Annotated in this window: 22 protein-coding genes and 1 tRNA gene; 3 read left to right on the forward strand and 20 right to left on the reverse strand. The window is 61.1% G+C overall.

What is annotated here, in order from left to right:
* Window positions 1-33: 33 nt before the first annotated feature.
* Window positions 34-411 (reverse strand): ribosome silencing factor, encoded by a 378-nt coding sequence (rsfS, locus tag A3AU_RS0111985; protein ID WP_023777607.1) that lies wholly within the window; start codon window positions 409-411, stop codon window positions 34-36.
* Between the two features lie 320 nt (window positions 412-731).
* On the opposite strand from rsfS, the gene A3AU_RS0111990 reads away from it, so the two are divergent.
* Complete coding sequence (locus A3AU_RS0111990; RefSeq protein WP_027053039.1) at window positions 732-1,583, forward strand: mechanosensitive ion channel family protein; 852 nt, start codon at window positions 732-734, stop codon at window positions 1,581-1,583.
* A gap of 21 nt (window positions 1,584-1,604) precedes the next feature.
* Here A3AU_RS0111990 and A3AU_RS0111995 read toward each other — a convergent pair whose 3' ends face one another.
* The 5 genes from A3AU_RS0111995 to obgE form a co-directional block, all read right to left on the reverse strand.
* Window positions 1,605-2,897: an MFS transporter gene (locus A3AU_RS0111995; RefSeq protein WP_027053040.1), complete on the reverse strand. Its 1,293-nt coding sequence runs from the start codon at window positions 2,895-2,897 to the stop codon at window positions 1,605-1,607.
* A gap of 169 nt (window positions 2,898-3,066) precedes the next feature.
* Complete coding sequence (locus A3AU_RS0112000; protein ID WP_027053041.1) at window positions 3,067-3,654, reverse strand: nicotinate-nucleotide adenylyltransferase; 588 nt, start codon at window positions 3,652-3,654, stop codon at window positions 3,067-3,069.
* 72 nt (window positions 3,655-3,726) lie between these two features.
* The gene (locus tag A3AU_RS0112005; protein WP_032917255.1) at window positions 3,727-5,013 is read right to left on the reverse strand and encodes a glutamate-5-semialdehyde dehydrogenase; all 1,287 of its coding nucleotides are present in this window, start codon (window positions 5,011-5,013) and stop codon (window positions 3,727-3,729) included.
* Between the two features lie 3 nt (window positions 5,014-5,016).
* On the reverse strand, window positions 5,017-6,150 hold the full coding sequence (gene proB, locus A3AU_RS0112010) for a glutamate 5-kinase (protein ID WP_027053043.1): 1,134 nt from the start codon (window positions 6,148-6,150) through the stop codon (window positions 5,017-5,019).
* Between the two features lie 4 nt (window positions 6,151-6,154).
* Window positions 6,155-7,186, reverse strand: coding sequence for a GTPase ObgE (gene obgE, locus A3AU_RS0112015; protein WP_027053044.1), 1,032 nt, complete (start codon window positions 7,184-7,186; stop codon window positions 6,155-6,157).
* 132 nt (window positions 7,187-7,318) lie between these two features.
* Here obgE and A3AU_RS0112020 point away from each other — a divergent pair, with 132 nt between their 5' ends.
* Window positions 7,319-8,188, forward strand: a complete 870-nt coding sequence (locus tag A3AU_RS0112020; RefSeq protein WP_027053045.1) for an endonuclease/exonuclease/phosphatase family protein — start codon at window positions 7,319-7,321, stop codon at window positions 8,186-8,188.
* A 7-nt stretch (window positions 8,189-8,195) separates the two neighbouring features.
* Here A3AU_RS0112020 and A3AU_RS0112025 read toward each other — a convergent pair whose 3' ends face one another.
* The 4 genes from A3AU_RS0112025 to A3AU_RS0112040 form a co-directional block, all read right to left on the reverse strand.
* A complete protein-coding gene (locus A3AU_RS0112025; protein WP_027053046.1) occupies window positions 8,196-8,729 on the reverse strand; it encodes a GNAT family N-acetyltransferase in 534 nt (177 codons plus the stop codon).
* Window positions 8,730-8,750: 21 nt separating this feature from the next.
* Complete coding sequence (locus A3AU_RS0112030; protein WP_027053047.1) at window positions 8,751-9,338, reverse strand: GNAT family N-acetyltransferase; 588 nt, start codon at window positions 9,336-9,338, stop codon at window positions 8,751-8,753.
* Window positions 9,339-9,475: 137 nt separating this feature from the next.
* Window positions 9,476-9,745 carry a 50S ribosomal protein L27 gene (gene rpmA, locus A3AU_RS0112035; protein ID WP_027053048.1) on the reverse strand — a complete coding sequence of 90 codons (270 nt, stop codon included), beginning with the start codon at window positions 9,743-9,745 and terminating at the stop codon, window positions 9,476-9,478.
* Window positions 9,746-9,843: 98 nt separating this feature from the next.
* The gene (locus tag A3AU_RS0112040) at window positions 9,844-10,512 is read right to left on the reverse strand and encodes a 50S ribosomal protein L21 (RefSeq protein ID WP_027053049.1); all 669 of its coding nucleotides are present in this window, start codon (window positions 10,510-10,512) and stop codon (window positions 9,844-9,846) included.
* A 395-nt stretch (window positions 10,513-10,907) separates the two neighbouring features.
* Between A3AU_RS0112040 and A3AU_RS0112045 the strand changes: the two genes are divergently transcribed.
* A tRNA-Ser gene (locus A3AU_RS0112045) sits at window positions 10,908-10,997 on the forward strand.
* Window positions 10,998-11,178: 181 nt separating this feature from the next.
* Here A3AU_RS0112045 and A3AU_RS0112050 read toward each other — a convergent pair.
* The 10 genes from A3AU_RS0112050 to A3AU_RS0112105 form a co-directional block, all read right to left on the reverse strand.
* Window positions 11,179-13,908 carry a hypothetical protein gene (locus A3AU_RS0112050; protein ID WP_027053050.1) on the reverse strand — a complete coding sequence of 910 codons (2,730 nt, stop codon included), beginning with the start codon at window positions 13,906-13,908 and terminating at the stop codon, window positions 11,179-11,181.
* Window positions 13,905-15,155, reverse strand: a complete 1,251-nt coding sequence (locus A3AU_RS1000000137795; RefSeq protein ID WP_081709504.1) for an SIR2 family protein — start codon at window positions 15,153-15,155, stop codon at window positions 13,905-13,907. The genes A3AU_RS0112050 and A3AU_RS1000000137795 overlap by 4 nt, the downstream gene beginning before the upstream one ends.
* Window positions 15,156-15,438: 283 nt before the next feature.
* A complete protein-coding gene (locus tag A3AU_RS0112070) occupies window positions 15,439-15,810 on the reverse strand; it encodes a MutS N-terminal domain-containing protein (RefSeq protein ID WP_027053053.1) in 372 nt (123 codons plus the stop codon).
* Window positions 15,811-15,840: 30 nt separating this feature from the next.
* Window positions 15,841-16,605, reverse strand: a complete 765-nt coding sequence (locus A3AU_RS0112075; RefSeq protein WP_027053054.1) for a recombinase family protein — start codon at window positions 16,603-16,605, stop codon at window positions 15,841-15,843.
* Between the two features lie 118 nt (window positions 16,606-16,723).
* Window positions 16,724-17,905 carry a hypothetical protein gene (locus tag A3AU_RS0112080; protein ID WP_027053055.1) on the reverse strand — a complete coding sequence of 394 codons (1,182 nt, stop codon included), beginning with the start codon at window positions 17,903-17,905 and terminating at the stop codon, window positions 16,724-16,726.
* Window positions 17,906-18,007: 102 nt separating this feature from the next.
* Window positions 18,008-18,451 (reverse strand): terminase small subunit, encoded by a 444-nt coding sequence (locus A3AU_RS01000000135330; protein ID WP_051355345.1) that lies wholly within the window; start codon window positions 18,449-18,451, stop codon window positions 18,008-18,010.
* Between the two features lie 183 nt (window positions 18,452-18,634).
* Complete coding sequence (locus A3AU_RS01000000135335) at window positions 18,635-19,990, reverse strand: phage/plasmid primase, P4 family (RefSeq protein WP_051355346.1); 1,356 nt, start codon at window positions 19,988-19,990, stop codon at window positions 18,635-18,637.
* A complete protein-coding gene (locus A3AU_RS0112095; RefSeq protein WP_154674577.1) occupies window positions 19,990-20,268 on the reverse strand; it encodes a hypothetical protein in 279 nt (92 codons plus the stop codon). Before A3AU_RS0112095 ends, A3AU_RS01000000135335 begins: the two co-directional genes overlap by 1 nt.
* A gap of 121 nt (window positions 20,269-20,389) precedes the next feature.
* The gene (locus A3AU_RS0112100) at window positions 20,390-20,608 is read right to left on the reverse strand and encodes a helix-turn-helix domain-containing protein (protein ID WP_027053057.1); all 219 of its coding nucleotides are present in this window, start codon (window positions 20,606-20,608) and stop codon (window positions 20,390-20,392) included.
* Between the two features lie 117 nt (window positions 20,609-20,725).
* A complete protein-coding gene (locus A3AU_RS0112105) occupies window positions 20,726-21,241 on the reverse strand; it encodes a hypothetical protein (protein WP_027053058.1) in 516 nt (171 codons plus the stop codon).
* Window positions 21,242-21,246 lie beyond the last annotated feature (5 nt).

The raw sequence follows: 21,246 nt of genomic DNA on the forward strand, positions 1-21,246 counted from the left end.
AAAATCCGCTTTTGGGAAACGACACCGGGCAGCTTAATGAAGGGTCTCTTCCTCGAGATCCGGCGCCTGCCACATCTTTTCAAGATTGTAGAATTCGCGGACTTCGGGGCGGAAGACATGGACGATGATATCGCCCGAATCGATCAGGACCCAGTCGGCGCCGGACAGCCCCTCGACGCGCGCGGTGCCGAGGCCGGCATCCTTGAGCGCCTTGAGCAGATGGTCGGCGACAGCCGAGACATGGCGGTGCGATCGGCCCGACGCGACGACCATGTAGTCGCCGAGGCTCGATTTCCCCTGAATGTCGATTGAGACAATATTTTCGGCCTTGGAGTCTTCCAGACTGGCAAGGACTGTCTTGATGGCACGGGACACGGCGTCGTCTACGCTGATCCTGGCCGGCGAAGGCATGATATCGGCCTTCTTCCGCAGTGCTGTTCTCAGTGTATTTCCTTTCGCAGCAAGAACAACCAAATCACCCCAAAAGCGGGCGACACCGCTTAGATAGGCAGAGTTCCCTGACAGTTTCAAGACGCAGCCCCAACTCATGCGAACTCGCCGGTTGCCCGGTTGTTCCATACGGCACGCAAAAAGATCGGAACCCAGGCGTCGCGCAGCGGTTATCGGCTGACCGACCAGAAGCAATTCCAGGATAGGTGCGAAGCGGTTTCCCGAGAAAAGCGCGCAGCGCGCTTCCTTAGGAATTGGTTGAAACAACAGGGAACCCAGCCATGCCGATCGACCCGCAAAACACCCTTCTCACCGTCCAGGCTGGTCTCGCGCAGCTCAGCACGCTGATCGTCTCCTATTCCTTCTCGGCCATCGGCGCTGTCATCCTCCTGGTGGTCGGCTACATCGTCGCCGGCCTCGCAGAGCGCTCGATCTTTGCCGGTCTTGGCCACATCCACGGCTTCGATGCGACGCTGCGGCATTTCTTTTCCAAGATCGTGCGCTACGCCATCCTGATCCTGGTCGTCATCATGGTGCTCGGCCAGTTCGGCGTGCAGACCGCCTCGATCATCGCCGCGATCGGCGCCATCGGCCTTGCAATAGGCCTGGCGCTGCAAGGCACGCTGCAGAACATCGCCGCCGGCATCATGCTCCTGGCGCTGCGGCCGTTCCGCATCGGCGAGTCCGTCGAGGTCGGCGCGATATCGGGCTCGGTCGAGGAAATCGGCCTGTTCGCCACCAAGCTCAGGACCGCCGACGGCGTCTACATCCTGGCGCCCAATTCGACGTTGTGGAACCAGCCCGTGCGCAATTATTCGCGCAATGGCGTGCGTCGCGCCGACATCGGCGTGAGCATCGGCTCGTGGAACGACATCGACCGCGCCCAGAAGACATTGCTTGCCATTGCCGGTGCCGAGAAGCGCATCCGCCGCGAACCGGCGCCGATCGCCTTCGTGGCCGGTCTCGGCGACAGCACCGTTTCGCTCACCTTGCGCTATTGGACCTCGGCGGCCGACTACTTCTCGACGAACATCGACATGACCAAACGCGCCAAGCAGGCTTTCGACAGCGAGGGCATCTCCATCCCGCTGCCGCCGCCGGAAGCCCCGGCGCCCGAGGCTCGTAAGCAGTAGGCGGTTGCGGGAATCAGCCTTTCAGTCCTTGGTCCGAACCGTCTGCTCATCCGGTGCATAGGCAAGTTCCACCGGCAGCGGTGCCTGCGCCGTCATCGGCGCGAAGCTGCCGGTCTCGGCGGCAGGCACGGCCTGCGTGGTGAACACGCGCAACAGCGCGAACAGGCAGAATGCACAGGCGATGACGACGGCCACGTAGATGAAGGCCTGCGTCCCGAACACGGCTGACAGCGCCGTCACGATGCCCGGAACAACAAACCCGGCCAACGACCAGGCAAACAACAGCGAACTGGACAGCGCCACCATGTCCTCCTTGCCGGCGCGGTCGGCGGCGTGCGCGCTGGACAGCGAATAGATCGATTCCGAGGCGCCGTCCCACAAGACGTAGATCACCAGCAGCGCCGGCAGCGCGCCGCCGTCGAAACCGAGCGCGAACATGCCGGACGCCGCGGCAAGCGCGGACGCTCCGATCAGCACGTAACGACGGTCGGTGCGGTCGGAAATCCAGCCGAAGGGAAGCTGCAGGATCAGCGTGCCGAGCGGCATCACCGAAAGCAGCAGCGCCACATCGGCCTGACTGTAACCCTTGGCCGTCGCATGGATCGGCGCGAAACCCGCAATTGACATGGACAGCCCGCCGACCGCCAGCATGCCGGCGACGCCGACCGGCGAAATCCGCCAGGCCCGACCCAGCGCCACCGAGGCCGCCTGCGGAGCGGGTGGCTGCGCCAGCCGCGTCATGCCGACGGGCAGGATCGACAGAGCGGTGAAGGCGATGCCGATCAGCGGCGCGTCTGCCGTTTTGATATCGACCAGCGCCAGCGTCGCATAGCCGACACCCAGCCCGGCGACGTAGGCGACATAGAAGAAGGCCATCACCCTGCCGCGTATGGCATTGGCGACCGCATCGTTCAGCCAGCTCTGCGCGACGATGAACAGGCCGCATATGGCAAAGCCGTAAAGGGCACGTGCGGCGATCCACAAGACCGGATACGGCCCGGCGCCGACGGCGGCATTGGCGAGCGCGATCAGCGCCGACAGCACCATGAAGGCGCGGGCATGGCCGACCCTGCGCACCAGCGGTCCGGTCAGGATGCAGCCGGCGAGGCCGCCGGCCGACAGGCCGGTTATGATCAGCCCGGCCCAGGTCGGGTCGAAACCCTCGACGCCGAGCCGAACCGGGATGTAGGCGAACATCAGCCCATTGCCGATGGCGATCAGCGCCATCGACACGATGACGCTGGCGATCGCGATCAGCGGTGTCGGCGCGCTGCCATGCTCCGGCTCGATCGTGGTGCGGTTCTTCTCCAGCATCCGCGCAGCATCGCCTACCCCCGGGCAAAAGACCGCCGCAAAAGCGACATCGCCGGACGGGTGCCAGCGCGGGCTTGACATGACCAGGATTTCGCCCAGCGGCGAGGTCGGCTCGGCCCGGCCGGCCCGCAAGTCCGGAAAGCACGAACCGCCGGCAGGCCGAGATCGGTCACGACCTGGCCATCCTGCGGATCGCGCTCGACGACAGCGACGAGCGCGGGCCGTGGATGAAGGTCCAGGCTGGCGCCTTCATGCGCGCCAGCAGCGGCGCGTCGCCTTCATCGATGCGGGCATAGTCGAAGGTCTTGGCAACGACGGACGACAGGAACGACAGCGTCGCGCCCGGCCGGTCGATGACCGCGATCGGAAAGGTCAGCACGATTTCGCGCCAGCGCTGCCAGCGATGGAAATCGCGCAAACTGTCCGCGCCCATGATCCAGACGAAGTCGACGCCGGGATTGCGCGCCTTGACCAGCGCCAGCGTGTCGGCGGTATAGCGCACGTGATGCGCCGCCTCAAAGGCGGTGACCTTGATTTTCGGGTTCTTGGCGATCCGCTCCGACAGTTGCAACCGCTCGGCCAGCGGCGCCAGTTCCCTGGTGCTCTTGAGCGGATTGCCCGGTGTCACCATCCACCACAGCTGGTCGAGCGCCAGGCGCCTCAGCGCAATCTCGGCGACCAGCGCATGACCGGCATGCGGCGGGTTGAACGAGCCGCCGAACAGCCCGACGGCGAGACCCTTTTCGGCATGCGGCATCTTCAGGTAACGGGAGGGTACCGCCGGTTCGGAAGATGCCAGCATTGCCTCAGGCTCTGACGACGAAAAGCTTCAAGGCCTCACCTGTCCCGACCCGCGCACGCGGTATTTGAACGAGGTCAGCTGCTCGACGCCGACCGGCCCGCGCGCATGCATCTTGCCGGTGGCGATGCCGATTTCGGCACCCATGCCGAACTCGCCGCCATCGGCGAACTGCGTGGAGGCATTGTGCAGCAGGATGGCCGAATCGATCTCGTTGAAGAACCGCTCAACGGTATTGGCATCCTCGGCGATGATCGCCTCGGTGTGATGCGAGGAGAAGGTTTCGATATGCTCGATCGCACCACTGATGCCATCGACCAGCTTCACCGCGATAATGGCGTCGAGATATTCCGTCCCCCAGTCGGCATCGGTCGCCGGCTTGGCGTCGAAAAACACCTTCAGCACCTCTTGATCGGCATGGATCTCGCAGCCGGCGGTGTGGAGCGCGTCGAGGATCGGCACCAGGTGGGTGGATGCCACGGCGCGGTCGACCAGCAGCGTTTCGGCGGCACCGCAGACACCGGTGCGCCGCATCTTGGCGTTGACGGCGATCCTCACCGCCATGTCGAGCTCGGCCGAGCGGTCGATGTAGAGATGGCAGATGCCCTCGAGATGGGCGAACACCGGCACGCGCGCCTCGCTCTGCACCCGCCCGACCAGGCTTTTGCCGCCGCGCGGGATGATGACGTCGAGCGTACCGCCAAGCCCCTTCAGCATCTCCCCGACGGCGGCGCGGTCGGTTGTCGGCACCAGCTGGATGGCGTCTTGCGGCAGGCCGGCGGCCTTCAGGCCTTCGACCAGGCAGGCATGGATGGCGGCGGATGAATTGAGCGAATCCGAGCCGCCGCGCAGGATTACCGGATTGCCGGCCTTGAGACAGAGCGCACCGGCATCGGCGGTGACATTGGGCCGGCTTTCATAGATGACGCCGACGACGCCGAGCGGCGTGCGCACGCGCTCGATATGCAAGCCGTTCGGCCGGTCCCACTCGGCGATGACGTCGCCGACAGGATCGCGCAGTTCGGCGATCTCGCGAATGCCGGCGGCCATGGCGCGGATGCGATCCGGGTTCAGCTTCAGCCGGTCCATGAAAGAGCCGGACAGGCCGGACTCATGGCCATTCGCGATGTCGATGGCATTGGCGTCGAGAATGTCTTGCTCCCGAGCCACGATCGCGTCGGCCATGGCAAGCAGCGCGGTGTTCTTGACGGCGGTGATGGCGATGGCCAGCGGTCGGGCGGCAGCGCGGGCGCGGCGGCCGATATCCGCCATCAGCGCCACGGTGTCGTCCCCGGATTTTTCATGCAGCTTCAGCATGGCTCATCCTCTGTCTATGTCATCGGAATGACTCACCACCAGATCGTCGCGGTGGATCATCGCCGAACGCGCCTCGTAGCCGAGCACGGTTTCGATCTCGGCCGTCTTCAGGCCTGCGATCCTTACGGCATCGGCGGCATCGTAGGCAACCAGCCCGCGCGCGATCTCGCGGCCCTCGGGCGACAGGATCGCCACCGTGTCGCCGCGTGAAAAGTTGCCGCTGACCAGCTTGACGCCGGCCGGAAGCAGCGATTTGCCCGATGTGAGCGCGCCGATGGCGCCGGCATCGACCGTCAGCCGGCCGGCCGGTTCGAGCTGGCCGGCGATCCAGGTCTTGTAGCCTTTGACCGGATTGGCGCTCGGCCGGAAGAAGGTAGCGCGCTCCCCGCGCTCGATTGCCATCAGCGGCGACAGCCGCGTGCCTGAAGTGATGATCATCGCCGTGCCGGCGGCGGTGGCGATCTTGCCGGCATCGAGTTTTGTCCGCATGCCGCCGCGCGACAGCTCCGACGCAGCCGCCCCCGCCATCGCCTCGATGTCAGGCGTGATGCGGTCGACGACCGGGATGAACCTGGCATTGGGATCACGCGCCGGCGGGGCGGTATAGAGCCCGTCGATGTCGGAGAGCAGCACCAGAAGATCGGCGCCCATCATCGTCGCCACCCGCGCCGCCAGCCGGTCATTGTCACCGTAGCGGATTTCGGAGGTGGCCACCGTGTCGTTCTCGTTGATGACCGGCACCGCCTTCATCTTGAGCAGCGTCGAGATCGTCGCCCGCGCGTTGAGGTAGCGGCGGCGCTCCTCGGTGTCGCCAAGGGTCAAGAGAATCTGGCCGGATTTCAGCGCGCCCTTGCCGAGCGCATCCGACCAGGCGCCGGCGAGCGCGATCTGGCCGACGGCTGCCGCAGCCTGGCTCTCCTCTAGCTTCAGCGCCCGCTTGCCAAGGCCGAGAATGGTGCGGCCGAGCGCGATGGCGCCGGAAGACACGACGAGGATTTCGGCGCCGCCCTGGGCGAGCACGGCAATGTCGTCGGCGAGCGAGGCCAGCCAGTCGCGCTTCAACCCGGTTGCGCGATCAACTAGCAACGCCGAGCCGATCTTGACGGTGATGCGCCGGTATTTTTTCAGCGACTGCATGGCCTTACTTTTCCCAGCGCGTCTCGACCGGGGCAGCGATCTGCGCCCGCGCCTCGGCCACGACTGCCATCAGCGCTCGGAGCACCGCCTCGACCCCCTCGCCGGTGACGGCCGACAGCAGCATCGGCGCCCGACCGGCGGCGCGCTTCAACGAAGCGACCTTCTTCTTGCGTTCATCGGCGTCGAGCGTATCGACCTGGCTGAGCGCCAAGATTTCGACCTTGTCGGTCAGGCCGTGGCCATAGGCCTGGAGTTCGGCGCGCACGGTCTTGTAGGCCTTGCCGGGATTTTCCTCCTGCGCCGAGACCAGATGCAGCAGCACGCGCGTGCGCTCGACATGACCGAGGAAGCGGTCGCCGATGCCGACACCCTCATGCGCGCCTTCGATGAGGCCCGGAATGTCGGCGATGACGAATTCGCGCGCATCGATGCGCGCGACGCCGAGGCCGGGATGCAGCGTCGTGAAGGGATAGTCGGCGATCTTCGGCTTGGCCGCGGTGACGGCGGCGAGAAAGGTCGACTTGCCGGCATTGGGCAGCCCGACCAGCCCGGCATCGGCGATCAGCTTCAGCCGCAGCCAGATGTTGAGCTCCTCGCCGGGAAGGCCGGGATTGGCGCGGCGCGGCGCCTGGTTGGTCGAGGTCTTGAAATGCTGGTTGCCGAAGCCGCCATTGCCGCCCTTGGCGAGCAGGAAGCGCTGGCCGACGACGGTGAGGTCACAGATCAGCGTCTCATTGTCCTCCTCGAAAACCTGGGTTCCGGCCGGCACTTTCAGCGTGACGTCGGCGCCCTTGGCGCCGGTCATGTTGCGGCCCATGCCGTGGACGCCGGTCTTGGCCTTGAAATGCTGCTGGTAGCGATAGTCGATCAACGTGTTCAGCCCGTCGACCGCTTCCAGCCAGACGTCGCCGCCACGCCCGCCATCGCCACCATCCGGCCCTCCGAACTCGATGAATTTCTCGCGCCGGAACGACACCGAACCGGCGCCACCGTCACCCGAGCGGACATAGACCTTGGCTTGATCGAGAAATTTCATGGGATTGCAGTTTCTTTTATTGGCCTTGCGGCATTGCTCTAAACCTTGCGCCTTGCTCTAAACCAAGGCGCGGCGAAGGGCGAGGCCGTTTTGTGACAAAGGCCGCGTGGGTTCGGCCGGAGAAATCCTGGCATGAAGCTTGTAACCTACAACATCCAATACGGCATCGGGCTTGATGGCCACTACGATGTCGCGCGCATTGCCGACGCGGTGCGCGGCGCCGACGTGATCGCGCTGCAAGAGGTCACCCGCAACAATCCCAGGAACGGCGGGCGCGACATGGTCGCCGAGATCGGCGAGGCGCTGCCCGATTATTTCGCCGTCTATGGCAGCAACTTCGAGGCCAATATCGGCTCGCGCATCGAAAACGGCCGCGCCATCACCACGACCTTTCAGCTCGGCAACATGATGCTGTCGAAAACGCCCATCCATCTGTCGCGCAACCTGCTTTTGCCGCGCAGCCGCAGCTTCGAGATGATGAATTTCCAGCGCGGCGCGCTGGAGGCGCTGATCGAGACGCCGCTTGGTTTCATCCGCTTCTATTCCATCCATCTCGATCACCGCAGCCCGGTCGAACGCGCCAGCCAGATTCAGTTCCTGCGCCGCCGCCTGTTGAACTACGCGCTCGAAGGTGGCGCGCTGTCCGGCGTCGCCGAGATCGGCCTGCCGGAATTGCCGCATCCCGAGGCCTTTGTCGCCATGGGCGATTTCAACATGCTGGCTGGCTCGCCCGAATATGTCGAACTTGCCGGCCGGCCGGACCATGAATTCGGCATGCCGTTGACCGCCGACTTCGCCGTCGATGCCGCCGTGCGCCTCAATGTCGCCGGCGACGATCTCGTCAGCTGGGTCGACCCCAACGACGCCGCCAACGCCAACCTCCACAAGCGCATCGACTACGTCTTCACCAGCGCCTCGCTTGCCCGGTCGCTGAAGCGCCTGTGGGTCGACGGGCAATCGGTCGGCTCCGATCATCGACCGGTATGGGTCGAACTGGGCTGATGCCTCGTCATCCGTCTGCGTTTTCGCGTTCGACGATCGCCATCATGATCGTATCGCCGTATTGTCCGTCGATACAGATAGCGTCGCGCTGCACACCCTCCCTGACAAACCCGACCTTGTCATAGAGAGCGATGGCGCGGGCATTGTCGGCATGTACGCACAGCTCGACGCGGACAAAGCCGACCTTGCGTGCCTGCGTCAGGGTCGCATTGATAAGCCGCAATCCAAGGCCACGCCCTCGATGGGAGGCAACAATTCCCATTCCGAGGGCTCCGCGATGGGCATGGATGCGTCGATCATGGCGTGAGATATCGCACCAACCGACGACCTCGCCACGAACAACAGCGATGAAACCCGGATCGCCTCTCGCGATACGGTCCAATACGAATCGTCGGGTTTGATCCAGTGGTGGCGCCTTGAGGAAGGACAGGTACTTCCGCTCACGCGCGACGAGATCAAGCGCGCGATGAAAGCTTTCGACGTCGTCCGGCGTTATCGGCGCGATCGCGATCGTTTCAAGATCGTTGCTGTCATCGACCATTGGCTTGCCCGGCGCCATCCATCAAAAGTGCACCCAGTTCCTGAGGCTGGTCCACGTCTTCCTGTCCAGCCTGTACCGCTCGACCGGCACCTGGCCGGCGACGATGGAGTTCAGCATGCCCTGTCCGGCATACTGGAAGCCGCATTTGTGGATCACCCGGCGCGAGGCCGGATTGATGACCCGCGTCGAGGCATGCAGCACCTGGGTCGAGGTCCTCTGGAAGGCGAGGTCGACCAGCGCATGGGCGGCTTCCGTCGCATAGCCGCGCTTCCAGTGAGGCTCGCCGATCCAGTAGCCGAGTTCCAGCCCGCGATCGGTGGTGTTGAGGCCGGCGCAGCCGACGAAGGTGTCGGTGCCGGCCAGCGTCAGCGCATAGACGATGCCGGCGCGGCGCGTCTTGGTCATCGCCAGGAAGGCGCGCGCCTCGGCCTCGCCATAGGGGTGCGGCATGCGCGCCAGCATTTCGGCGACATGGCGGTTGTCGGCAAGCTCGACCAGTTGCGCGACATCGCCCTCGTGCGGCGCCCGCATCACTAGCCGCTCGGTGACCAGCACCGGGCAGTCTATCGCGTAACTTTCGTCTTCTGAGTCTTCCGCTTCGGCAACCATTTCAAAGTCCTCCAGGCACAAAGAAAAAGGGGAGATGGAAACCCATCTCCCCTGATCCTTTTCCTGGCTTTGCCAAACTTCCTGGCTTCCAGACACCGGTTCCCGAGATGGGCGCCGGTGTTCTAGTGCGGAACCGGCTACTCCGCGGCTTTGGTAATCGGATTGACCGATACGTAGGTTCGGCCGTTGGCTTTTTTGTTGAACGTCACGGCGCCGGATTCGAGCGCGAAAAGCGTATGGTCCGTGCCCATGCCGACATTGACGCCGGCATGCCAGGTGGTGCCGCGTTGACGAATGATGATGTTGCCCGGGATGACGGCTTCGCCGCCGAACTTCTTCACGCCCAGACGCTTGGAATGCGAGTCGCGACCGTTGCGCGACGAGCCGCCAGCTTTCTTGTGTGCCATCTAACTAACTCCGTTGCGCCGCAAGGCGCCTAAAAGGCCTTATGAACGCGTTCGCGTTCCGTTTCAAGTCCGATCCGGCGACCTGATCGCCGGAAAAATTACTTCTTCGCCAGTTCCTTGGCCTGTTCGCGCCAGTCCTTGATCTGCTCGGCGCTGAACGGCATGTGCTCGTCGATCTTGGCGACATCCTTGTCGGACAGCTTGGCCAGCTGCGCGAAGGTGATGATGCCCTGCTCGGCGAGATCCTTGGCGGCGACCGGGCCGATGCCCTTGATCACGGTCAGGTCGTCCGGCTCGCCTTTCGGCGCCTTGAACAGCGGCGCCGCGGCCGTCTCGGCCTTCACGTCGTCCTTCGGGGCGGCTTCCTTCTTTGCCTTCGGCTCGGCCTTCGCCTCGGCGGCAACCTCTGCCTTGGCTTCCGCCTTGACGGCGGCCTTCTTGGCGGGCTTGGCGCCACCCAGCAGGATCTCGGCGATCCGCACGGTGGTCAAAAGCTGGCGATGGCCGATCTTGCGGCGCGAATTCTGGCGGCGGCGCTTCTTGAAAGCGATGACCGTGCGGTTCTTGCCCTGCTCGACGACTTCGGCGGTAACCAGGGCACCATCGACGAACGGCGCGCCGAACGTGACATTCTCGCCCTCGCCATGCGCGAGCACGTGGCCGATCTCGACGATATCGCCGACATTGGCTTCGACTTTTTCGATCTTCAGGAGATCGTTGGCGGCAACGCGATACTGCTTACCGCCCGTTTTAATGACTGCGAACATTTTTTGCCTTTCGCTGTTCGGTCGGCCTTGATGAACCACCTGAGGCGGTTCGGCCGTCTTTTTGTCAGTCTGCGGGTTCAAAAAACAAGCGGCGCGGAAGAACCCTCCACGCCGATTGCGCGCTGTCCGTAACCGAAGGTTGAGCGGGAGTCAAGGCAAACGGCCGCGCCGAGACTTGTCATTGGCGGGCAAACCATTGGTCGTGTCACCATGACGAGCCAGCGTTACCACGACGACGATGCGTGGCTGCCGCAAAACCGCGTTGGCTCGACGGTAAACACCATCTTGAATCCACGGCTCGTCCGGCAAGCCAAATATCTCGCGGATTGGCCTTGTAACCTGTCCGTTCAGCCGTTATCTAGTGCGCCGCGCCGGCAACGGCCGACCATGACCGCGGAGAGGTGGCAGAGTGGTCGAATGCACCGCACTCGAAATGCGGCATGGGTGCAAGCCCATCGGGGGTTCGAATCCCTCCCTCTCCGCCATCATTTTCAGCTATCACACTGATTTCGTTGCGTTGTTTTTAGACGACTTTCTTGCGCCTGCACCTTTGGCTGCATCTAACACGGCGCTTGGCCTGTCAAGACTGGCCGACCCGCAAAAGCCTGCCGCAAGGCTAGAACCCTTCCGAAAAGAGGGCTCTCTATGCTCCGCATCATCGCGTACCTAGCGTCTGGCTGCTGTCGACAGCCGTCGGTAGATCGGGTCCTTTGCAAGTTCAGGCGCTGCGTATCGGATTTGATCCAACGCCTCGGTAAGCCCATGAGGAATAACCGCACCCTCGGAGGTGCCAATAGTCAGATCGAGCAGGCGAAGTAGAGCCTTTGCTTTGGCTTCGCTATTTATAATCGCGAGCTTCTTTTCTCCGCCGTCCTCGCCGTATAGGCCATAATCAAGCAGCGACCAGCATTCGAAGGGAACAAGGAAACGTTCGATGGCATCGACAGCCTCGGCAAATGCCTCACCCGATGTTGCCGGAAGATCAGCAAATGCGCCACTGACGCCGGGCGTAGCCAGCGAACGCTCTTGCGGCCAGACCTGTTGAAGAAAAGGCATGGCAGCCGACCGGAATAAGTCGGCAGGACCGGGTGCTTCCAAGACCCCAGACCGATCCTTGGCGGATAGTTCTCGGACGAACTGCTGGATGGCGTTTGCGGCGGAGGCGCGGACCTCGTCATCAAGGGTTCGAAGCATTTGTTGAATGCGCGAGTTGGGCACAGCCGGTTCGCGCTGCTCTCGGAAGGCGTGCAGACTTTCTATGATCAGGCTGAACACTAGCCTCCGACGTGTTTCGCGCCCCAGGCGGCGGTCGGTGGCCCTTTCAGCCATCGCGCCTCCAATAACCTTCAAGACCTCGGTGAAGTGTGTTCGTCGTGCGATAGCTCGCCAAAGGGCTAGCGATGATCCGGTGTCGTTCAGTAAGGGCGCAATCAGGTGTTGCTCGGTCCAGCTACGGTCAGCCCGTAGAAAATACGGCAAAGCTTCGATGAGCCGGTGCCGAACGATCAAACCGCTGCGGCCGGTTGCGCTGATTACCGTGTCTAGCATTTGGCGCGCATTGCTGCCCGCATGGAATGGGTTCGGCGATTCGGCCGTGAGTCGCGGACAAGCTGCCAGGAAAACCCCCGTAAGCTTTCCTGCGGGCGTATTCAGCGTATCCAGGTCCATGGGTTCGCGATCATCGCCGACAACACGCGCCACAACGCTGAGATCAGCATCGTCTGCGTTGTCTGATTTCGTATTGGTCGCTTCGACGGCAATCGGCCAAATTCGCATCCAGACAGGCAAACCCAATTCAGCAGCGACGACTCGCTTATTCCATGTGTCCATCCACGCGCTGATTCCCTCGATTGCAGCTGACAAAGTTGCGTCCGCGAGAACATTCAGAAGGGCGAGCACGCGGTTGGCTTCCGCTTCAAGATTTCGCTGCACGTCGGACCGAGTACTTTGGTTCTTCGGCGAATGCGCCCAGCCGAAACGGTTCCAAACACGCGGGAACGCGTCTCCGCCATTTCCCGTTGCCTCCAGATCGTCGAGAACGAGCAAGGCATTCTCGATTTGCTGGAGCCAGTCATTGGCCCGTTCGGCGGGATCATCATTCCAACCACCGCGACTGGTTGAAAGCGCGACTTCTAATGCGCGCAGGCGTGCAACGCCATTCAGCGCATCATACTTCGAGTCTGGACCAGGGGAGAGATCATACGCCTGGGACGCTTCTGGAAATCCTTCGCCAACGTTCATCGCGACCAGATCAGCAAACTGGCCGATTTTGGCGTCCTTCCAAGCGCGCTCTTTCGGCGGCAAAACCCCTCCACCGACTTCGATCCGCTTCAGTTCGCGAACGGTCCAATAAAGCCGCGCCTTCTTGGGCGCAGAAGTCGCGGGGCCTTTGCGCAAGCGTCTCGCAATCGCTTTCTGGTCTTGAGCATTCAGATCGCTAAAACGCAGGGCCCGAAGTTCGGCGATTTCGGGAAAGACGTTTAGGTCCCAGAACTGATCGTCATCGACACCAAGGAGGAATGCCCCCACTTCCTCGGCCAAGACCAGTTCAGCGTTTTGAGCCATTGCTGCCCACAGTCGTACGTGAAGGGGCGATTGAGCCAGCCTCCATCGCTGGACGAATTGCAGTGCGTCTGGGGCGTTTAGTACGACAATGCGTGAAACTACGGCGTGGAGTAATTTGATCGAGGGCGCGATACCTTCGTTGTAGGCGTCAGGGTCGCGCTCAGACTCATTTTCGACGTCCGCGTTCGGCACGCTGGTCGTGTAGTAAACGCGCCCCAAACCACCAAGCTGCCATAACCGCCGTTGCCCATCCCATCCCAGCCTCCTAGCTATTTCAAGGCCTTGGGTGACAGCGCATTCCAGCGTATTTGCTAGGGCCTTCAGAAATTCGACGTCAGTGATGTTTCCAAGTTCGAGCAAATTCAAATCGACAAGACCACCACTGGTCAGCTTCGCGGAGAGCAGGTCCTCGAATGATCTGGGGCGACGCGGCTTCCTCATGAATTGCCAGCGCCAGGAATCGATTGGTTCGACCTTTAAACGCGGCGCAACAAGGCTAACAATCTTCGAGATAATTGCCCCCGAACGGTCCCCCGCCCGAAGTCTTTCTTGAATGCCGTATATCGCTGTCGATGGACCTTCTTCAGCGGCGGAGGTCGACCAGCTTTCTTCGATTAATCGCCACGCAGTAGCCCAAGGTTCAACGAGAACGCGTGTACCGGGACCATTCAGCAGATCTTCGACAGCGAGGCGCTCTATACGCTGGGCGGGTTTCAAGCGAAGCGCCCAATCGATTGTCGCCGACTCCGCCAAACGCTTGTTCAGAAACGCGACCGTTTCTCGCAATACTGCCCGATCCCGGTCGTCGAGATATGACCAAGCCGGGATCATGATCGACGCTCCCGCTCTCTTTCAGCGCCAATCCCGACAATTGAATCTAACCACCCTAAGTCAGCCTTCGCGTCTGACGCCAAAGCGGATAATCTGACACGCTCACTGGTATTGCTTCGCCTGATTAAATGATCGAACAGATCGCGATCCTCTTCGGCTGCGCTCTGTCTAGGGGCTTTCACGATCCGACGCATTTCAGCATCAACTCGATTTCGCCTTCCGTTGATTGCTGAAAGTTCTGCCCACCGCTCAAGCGTTGTACGTAATGCGGAATGACCGTTCCGAGAGTCGTAGTGGATGGGCGTGATGCCGCGCCCCTTCCAGTCCTCAAGTGCAACCGGGTCAGGCGCATTTGTCCCAAAGAAGGTGAAACGCTCCTTCAGATCGTCGAAACGAGTTCCGTCAGCCGCAACTGCATTTAATAGATAGCGCATCGGGGGATCGCTCGCACTATAGCCAACCAAGACCAAATGGAACAAACGGGCCGCGTCATAGATGAAATCTGGCACCACTCTGCGACGAAGGTAAAATTCGCCGAAATCTTGATCCGAAAGGACCAACTCAGAAAGCCTGTCTGGATTTGGATCGAGCGCGCCATGGATATGAAGCACTCCGGCGAAATCTGCCTGTCGAGTTGGTCTGGGGATCGATCCGAGCGAATAGGTCTGAACTGATGAGCTCCGCCGCTTCGCTGCTCGCTCAAGAAGTAGATCGAAGTTCGTGGTAACGATTGTGCTAGCACCTCCGCGATCCGCGAGGCCCATAAGTGCATGATGGATGTCCGCCGGCTGGTTCCCGCCGGCCCGCAGGCGGTTGGCTACAGCGCGTCGAACGCGACTATCTCCGCGTGTTTGGTCGTCGAGCCGCCTCTCCAACATTCCAAGGACGACATCGTAGTCGCCCGCGATGAACCGTTTGACCTCAGCCCTCTGCGCATCATTGAGGGTCGACACATCAACTTCCCACTGGTTGCATGTGCCGCGCGGCAAATCGTTAAGGATGGGATACACACTGGCATCGAGAACGCCGTAAACGTCGACTACAAGATCGCGGAAATCTGGCAACCCTACGGGCCTCGAAATGCCTGCACCACAAATGAAGAGAACCTCACCACGCGCGTGGGCAAGCAGTAAGCGTTCGGGAATCGCCGCCAAACCGCCGCCCAATGAGATCACGCGATCTTGCGCCGAAGCTTCAGTCTTCAAAGCCGCTGCCTGCTGATTAGAATCGGAAGTTACTGACTGCATCAGAAAGCATGGAACCCGGCATCAAACAAAGGCCTGCCGGCTGGCTTTTTTCGTCTGTGCTCGACCAATAACACCGAGTCTAGGAATTTTGCGCACTTGCAGGGTTCTCTCTCAGAAATTCTTAAGATCGAGTAGGGGTAAGTTAGTCCACCAGCACCCTGGTTTGGATGGTACTGCAGCGGAGAACATGGTGAAAAGCCGAACGTCCGCCGGGACCAGGGGCCCCACAAGCACCCCCTACCCCGCCCGCCGACAAATGCCGGCGTGCCGGGTGCCGGGCTCTTCACAGTTCGTTCCTGGGATACAGCCGCGCGATCTCGGCCGGCGTGAGATCGTCGAGCGAAACGAGTGCCGGGCCGTCGTGGCGAAACACCATCAACGTCCGCCTGCCGTCGACGAGGCCCCTGAAGTCGGCATGGGTGCGCCGCCAGACCTCGTCGAACGCCTCGGGCTTCTCGATCAGATGCGGTTTATAGCCAGCGACTTGCAGAGCCCCGAAGGTCTCGGCTTGTGCGTGGATGGGTACGCCGACCATATCGGCGTCGTCCTCCGGTGCCCGCATCACCACGAGGCCAAGGATGCCGGCAACGATTATCGCATCATTGTTGAACGCCTGAAGACAGTCGCCGCCCGGCTGAAAGACTATCTGTGTCACGGTTTATCGTCCCTTCTCGCTGTCGCCTTGTCACCAACGGGACCCAAGCGGTGTACGCGATACTGGCTCGCCACCTTTAGCCATCTCATTCGGCTCAGCGTCGGGCTCGGGCAGATTGGATTTCAAGCGCTCTTCGCGATTGATGATGTCGGTCACCTGAACCGCAGTCCACGTCCCGCCGCGCGCCGAGGCAATGCCGCGCGCATTAAGCGCAAGGGCAACCTGACGCAACGATGTAACCCCCCTCGCTTGGATTTCGCGGATGATCGGCAAGATGTTGGCGGCGAAAGCGTCGGCTTGCGCCATACGAACCTCCATCGATCTTCGCTGCGCTTCAGCAAGCTTCGGACCGCCAAGTTTGACACCACGGTCTTTGGCAGCGGCCAGGGCGGCACGGGTGCGTTTCGAGATCACAGCTCTTTCGTGCTCGGCGACGGCGGCAAAGAGGTGCAGCACAAAGGGATCGACGTTCGGCCCCAGCTCGGCGACGATAAACGGCACGCGCTTCGCCATCAGACCGGAAATGAAGGCAACATCACGTGAAAGCCTGTCCAGCTTGGCAACGACTATTGAGCAGCCGGCCTTCTTCGCGACTGCAAGAGCCTTAGCCAGTTTCGGACGACGGGACAGTGCATCGGCACCCTTGCCGGTCTCGATCTCGACGAACTCGGCAGTCATTTCTAACCCCTCGGCCTCGGCAAAATGAGCTATGGCCTGACGTTGCGCCTCAATGCCCAGGCCACTTTTGCCCTGGCCGTTGGTCGACACGCGAAGATAGGAAATGACCGGCTGCATGAACGCTCCGTACGTCGTGTAAGGACTATATATGTTCGTTTACAATACTCACAATCCGTTCGAGCCAAGCCCTTTCGACTGCCGGGTTTCGACATGTAGCGGACACTTCAGTGCGATGTCAGTCCATCAGCATGTTGGATAACGGCTGAACATCCGACATCGTGGCGAATGAAATTGGCTTGCCTAACCGAGCGAAAACTCCTCCCAGGTCCTTCTTTCCATGGTTTACGATGTGGATTTCCGGGACAAGACCATGCCCTTCATGACTGACCCATTTGAACTCAGAGGTTTCTATAATCCGGTCCCATTCACTCAGGTCTTTCCACGATCTCGTAGTATATGAACCGGCAAGAACCCACGGAAATGCGCGAGCCAGTCGATATTTCTCGCTGTACTGATCGGATGCGTGCGAGCAAATTGATATGGCGTCATGGAGGTAATGCATAGACGCTATAAGCGCGTCAAAAGGGCGGCTCCTGAGTTCACCCTCATCGGCGAGGCCATGCATTAGATCATTGCGAAGCGTATTTATTAGCTTCCAGTCGCCTTTGCGCCGTGGGTCGGCACTACCAGGGTCCAGGCCGTCCAAGACGAAGGCGCGCACACCCACCAGTGTGTTCTTTTTGCGCGCGTATTCCCCACCGCAGTGCTCACATTTCCCCTTCATTAGTTCGGTGCCGGGCGTGAGACCGACCATCTTTGCTAATGGAGGTTCCATCGCCTCCAACCCTATGTAAGCTCCTTGAAAGGCAGCAATGTCATCTAGACGCCCTGCAGCTTCTCGGTATCGGCGAGCAGCGCGTCGAAGCCGCTTGCCGCTCTCCAACCCATCCCAATGAGCAAGCAGACCCCTCACCGACTTGATCATCGGTTCGGATATTGCTTCAGGCCAATGGTGGTTGGGGAGTTGCAAGAACTGCACAAACTCGCAGTTCTCTTCCTTCCCGGCACCAAGGCGGGCCACTTGGTCAAGCGTGCTCGGCCCAAAAGTTGAACCAGATACCAATGAAACGGCAGACAGAAAGTCTTCGATTAGTTCAAACCCGTCCCTTGCCGCAGCCATGAGATCGGTATCGTGCTCTCCCTCGAACTCGATAGCCAAAATTGATCCGCCGACCTCTTTTTGACGAGCCGGTGCTGAGTGCGCAGGCCTGATCGCGATACTGGATGGCACTCCCTGTATCGATAAGTCGATCTGTTTAGCGGCAACATCGATTGATAACGGCTGCCTTGCCAGGACACGATATGTTGCCTTCTTCGCAGTCTTGGTTCGCTTTGGTGTTTTGGTTTTTTTGCTCATTTCTCGTTTGCCACCCCCCATTTGAATAGCGCGAGCAATATCAGGCCTGACCAGACCTTTGAACTACCGGGAGATGCAAAACCTTCGAATTGTCGCCAGGCCCTAGGAAGCCAACCGCCTCGGTGCGAACTTAGCCGTCCACTCTTCAAGGCTCAGCCGCTCTATATCGCAGGGCTCACGGAAGGGCTTTCGCAGCGTGGTGGCGACTTCGGCTTTGTCAACGATCAGCCCAAGCAGCTTGGCTTTGCCCATGATTGCCGACACGCCTGCAGCCGGGTTCTTGCAAGCAATGGCAAGCTTGCGCATGCTGTCGAGTTCAGCAATCAAATCATCGACCGTGATCTCTGAACGCCTTGCAGCCCCAGCCTGCAACTCGGCGATCCGTGATTGCACCTGAACATTTCTGAACAGGCGCGCGGCTGCGACCTCAGCGGCATTGCCACGCGCAGCATAGCCAGCGTCAACATATGCGCGAGACTGTGGAAGGCCCTCGGCGAGGCCAAGGCAGAAACGCTCCTGCCGTATGTTCAATTTGTCGTTTGGCATTGTGGTGTCATATTACCGCGATCTTGGAGATCGTGCCATGGGGTGGGCTGTGTGCAGTAGAAAAACATGAGCAACGACAGGTGACAGATGACAGATAGTGACCGTCATTTCGATATAATCGCCGCGCTCGTGCGCACGCGCTTAAAGGACGATACGGGAAAACTGGTCATTATCTGTCATTGGTCATTCCGGCCGCAGGTTCGGCTTCAGCCTTATGCCTTCAATACCGCGCGCGCCTGCCGTTCTCCGTTCCGTCAATCCGTGGCGAAGCATGGTCGGCTTGAAGGTCCGGATCGATCCGGGAAGTTCGCCGGCCGCCTTGGCATAGGCAGCCCAACTATCAAAAAGCCTCTTCGTGGGTTCCCATTTGTAATGGTTGCCGGGATCGCAATCGCATTCGTCGGCCAGCCATTGGGCGAACAGGTCCTGATCGGCGAAATAGCCGGCCGTCGCGTCGACGACGCTGTCGGGCCGTACAAGGCCGTTCGTCTGCCAGTCAAGGTAGCCGTCGATCATCCAGCGCAGGATCGCCGTCCATTCGCCTTTGAGCTTCGCTTCAAGCTCCTGGTCCGGCGCAGCGGGCTTGCGTGTGAACGGAACGATGTTGAAGCGTCGACGCGCCGCATCGTCGACGTTCCTAAGCTGTGGCTGATGGTTGCCGGCGATCATGAGCTTGAATGCCGGCCTGTAGGTGAAGAAGTCGCCGCGCATAAAGCGGGCGGTAATGGCGTCACCGCCCGTAAGGCTCTTGATACGGCCTTCGGCCCATGCCTTGCCATCATCCGTCTCGGAAGCCGTCACCAGACGTGCGCCCCTGAGCATGGCAATCTCAGTCGGGTGCCGGTCGCCTATCGAAGCGGTGAACGTGTCCATTGGCGCAGTCGTGGCGTAGTCGGCCATGATGCCGACGATGGTGTTCATAAACACGCTTTTGCCGTTGCCGCCGTCGCCATGCACGAACACAAGCGCATGTTCTCTGATGTCGCCGGTGAGGCAGTAGCCGCACCACTGCTGCAGGAAACGAACCATTCCAGCATCCCCACCGGTCGCCTCGCCGAGGAAGCGCAGCCACAGCGGGCAGTCGGCCGTCGATGAAGGCGCAACCGCCGTGAGCTTGGAGATGTGGTCACGAGGACGGGCCTCGAACAGCGAGCCGTCGCGAAGGTTGACGGTGCCGCCCGGCGTTCCAAGCAGGAACGGGTCCGCATTCCAGATGTCGGATGTGACGGCGAAATGCGGATCGGCCTGCGCAAAGCGTTCGACGCCAGCCACGAAGCTGGTCTTCCGCACAGCGGCCGTCTCCTTGCCGGTGGTGCTCGCGGCCAGTTCCCTCGCAAATTCACGTATCAGATGGAACGCGATTTTCGTCTTGTCCGGCTGCCAACGAGAACCTGTCCACTCGAACCACATCCTGGCGTCATGGTCGTAGCGAAGTTCTTCTGAAAAATGGGTCGCAAAGCCAAGCGCCGCACCATCTTCCGTGACGGTTACAGCGTCATCGGTCGGCTTGCGGCGGCGCTTGTTGGGGAAGGCGTCCATCAATAGCTCCTGCCGTGCCGGTGTCGATACTCGACGGCCGCGCGGACGATGTAATCGGGAATGGATTTGGGTGTGCGGCCGGCCCAATCGGCGATAAGCCCAGCACAGTCGGCGTAGAGGTTGCCGAGCGCCTCGCAGACGTACCCGGCGTCATCGAGCTTCAGCGTCGATGCCTGCAGAGCATTGCGCGCCAATTGCACCAGCCTCACGGCTTCCACCAGGTCGAAATTATCCGGCCTGAGGTCCGGGCGAAGTTTTACGGGTAGTTGTTCAGGCATCGGCCCTCACATGGTAAGGGGCCGGGCAGTTGACCTGGACTGCAAACGGAGGGTAGTTTTGGACCTTCTCACCAGCCCGAAAACAGCCTTGACCCGCCGGCAGGTACCCTGCTCGGCGGGTTTAGGCTGCCTCGTAGCCACCTTGCTTCGGGATCAGCGTTCTGCCGTGGCTGCGGACCGCCGGGAGGCTGCCGTCGGCGATGCGGCGTAGAACCGTCCGCTGGCTCAGGCCCGTCATGGCGGCGACCTCCTTGATCGAATAGGTAAGCCGGTTGTCAGGCACCTTCGAAAGGAGGTTCGCTATGGGATCGGTACGCTCAACCCCTGCAGTCGTGTTCATGGCAGGCAATCCTTGAGAGGGATGGTCAGCCCATGACAGCACTAATGAAAGTGCGTGGCAAAACAACGATTTGGCTATTTCATAACGATAAAGATGGTCGATCCGGCGCACTTTTCGTCATGACCATGTGATCACGTTGCCAAACAGGAGAAGTTCGTCGCAGTGCCCGTCGAAACAGTCTCGCACCACCTTCTCGCTGATGCCGAAGAACAGAGCCGTGTCGGCGACGGCCTTCCCCAGCTTGCGTCGGCGCAACGAGCGCCCGCGTTCGTCCGCGTCGAAGATTGCTGCCAGCGCGAACGTGGGAGGCTTGGGGTCGGGCCCAAGCCGAAGAAAGACCGAAAGCGCGATCTCGTTGCGAGGAACTTCGCACGCGTTGCGCTCACCTGTCGGGGTCCGTATGCATTTGACCGAACCAGTCGGCCTGCCGATTGTCGCCTTTGCTGCTTCAGAGAAGCGGCCCGTCCTGCAGTACCCGAGCAAGAGCCGGGCTGCCATGCGCTGCTCAGGGTCGTCGGACCTCCAGAGCATCCGAACGATATGGGCGAAGACGCCGGTCTCGTCGGCTTCGTCTGCCATTGCCTTCAAATAAGCGGCGCGGATGGCCTTCGCGCTGTCGGGCCCTTTGTCCATTGCGA

It is taken from the genome of Mesorhizobium erdmanii USDA 3471 (genome assembly GCF_000472705.1).
GTDB lineage: Bacteria > Pseudomonadota > Alphaproteobacteria > Rhizobiales > Rhizobiaceae > Mesorhizobium > Mesorhizobium erdmanii.

Excerpts from the sequence above, each read along its gene's own strand:
- A3AU_RS01000000135330 (WP_051355345.1), bottom strand. The coding sequence starts at position 18,451 with ATGCCAAACGACAAATTGAACATACGGCAGGAGCGTTTCTGCCTTGGC.
- rsfS (WP_023777607.1), bottom strand. The coding sequence starts at position 411 with ATGCCTTCGCCGGCCAGGATCAGCGTAGACGACGCCGTGTCCCGTGCC.
- A3AU_RS0112005 (WP_032917255.1), bottom strand. The coding sequence starts at position 5,013 with ATGCTGAAGCTGCATGAAAAATCCGGGGACGACACCGTGGCGCTGATG.
- A3AU_RS0112000 (WP_027053041.1), bottom strand. The coding sequence starts at position 3,654 with ATGCCGCATGCCGAAAAGGGTCTCGCCGTCGGGCTGTTCGGCGGCTCG.
- A3AU_RS1000000137795 (WP_081709504.1), bottom strand. The coding sequence starts at position 15,155 with ATGCAGTCAGTAACTTCCGATTCTAATCAGCAGGCAGCGGCTTTGAAG.
- A3AU_RS0112105 (WP_027053058.1), bottom strand. The coding sequence starts at position 21,241 with ATGGACAAAGGGCCCGACAGCGCGAAGGCCATCCGCGCCGCTTATTTG.
- A3AU_RS0112040 (WP_027053049.1), bottom strand. The coding sequence starts at position 10,512 with ATGTTCGCAGTCATTAAAACGGGCGGTAAGCAGTATCGCGTTGCCGCC.
- A3AU_RS0111995 (WP_027053040.1), bottom strand. The coding sequence starts at position 2,897 with ATGCTGGAGAAGAACCGCACCACGATCGAGCCGGAGCATGGCAGCGCG.
- A3AU_RS0112020 (WP_027053045.1), top strand. The coding sequence starts at position 7,319 with ATGAAGCTTGTAACCTACAACATCCAATACGGCATCGGGCTTGATGGC.
- A3AU_RS01000000135335 (WP_051355346.1), bottom strand. The coding sequence starts at position 19,990 with ATGGACGCCTTCCCCAACAAGCGCCGCCGCAAGCCGACCGATGACGCT.
- A3AU_RS0112075 (WP_027053054.1), bottom strand. The coding sequence starts at position 16,605 with ATGCAGCCGGTCATTTCCTATCTTCGCGTGTCGACCAACGGCCAGGGC.
- rpmA (WP_027053048.1), bottom strand. The coding sequence starts at position 9,745 with ATGGCACACAAGAAAGCTGGCGGCTCGTCGCGCAACGGTCGCGACTCG.
- proB (WP_027053043.1), bottom strand. The coding sequence starts at position 6,150 with ATGCAGTCGCTGAAAAAATACCGGCGCATCACCGTCAAGATCGGCTCG.
- A3AU_RS0112080 (WP_027053055.1), bottom strand. The coding sequence starts at position 17,905 with ATGAGCAAAAAAACCAAAACACCAAAGCGAACCAAGACTGCGAAGAAG.
- obgE (WP_027053044.1), bottom strand. The coding sequence starts at position 7,186 with ATGAAATTTCTCGATCAAGCCAAGGTCTATGTCCGCTCGGGTGACGGT.
- A3AU_RS0112050 (WP_027053050.1), bottom strand. The coding sequence starts at position 13,908 with ATGATCCCGGCTTGGTCATATCTCGACGACCGGGATCGGGCAGTATTG.
- A3AU_RS0112025 (WP_027053046.1), bottom strand. The coding sequence starts at position 8,729 with ATGGTCGATGACAGCAACGATCTTGAAACGATCGCGATCGCGCCGATA.
- A3AU_RS0112095 (WP_154674577.1), bottom strand. The coding sequence starts at position 20,268 with ATGCCTGAACAACTACCCGTAAAACTTCGCCCGGACCTCAGGCCGGAT.
- A3AU_RS0112100 (WP_027053057.1), bottom strand. The coding sequence starts at position 20,608 with ATGAACACGACTGCAGGGGTTGAGCGTACCGATCCCATAGCGAACCTC.
- A3AU_RS0111990 (WP_027053039.1), top strand. The coding sequence starts at position 732 with ATGCCGATCGACCCGCAAAACACCCTTCTCACCGTCCAGGCTGGTCTC.
- A3AU_RS0112030 (WP_027053047.1), bottom strand. The coding sequence starts at position 9,338 with ATGGTTGCCGAAGCGGAAGACTCAGAAGACGAAAGTTACGCGATAGAC.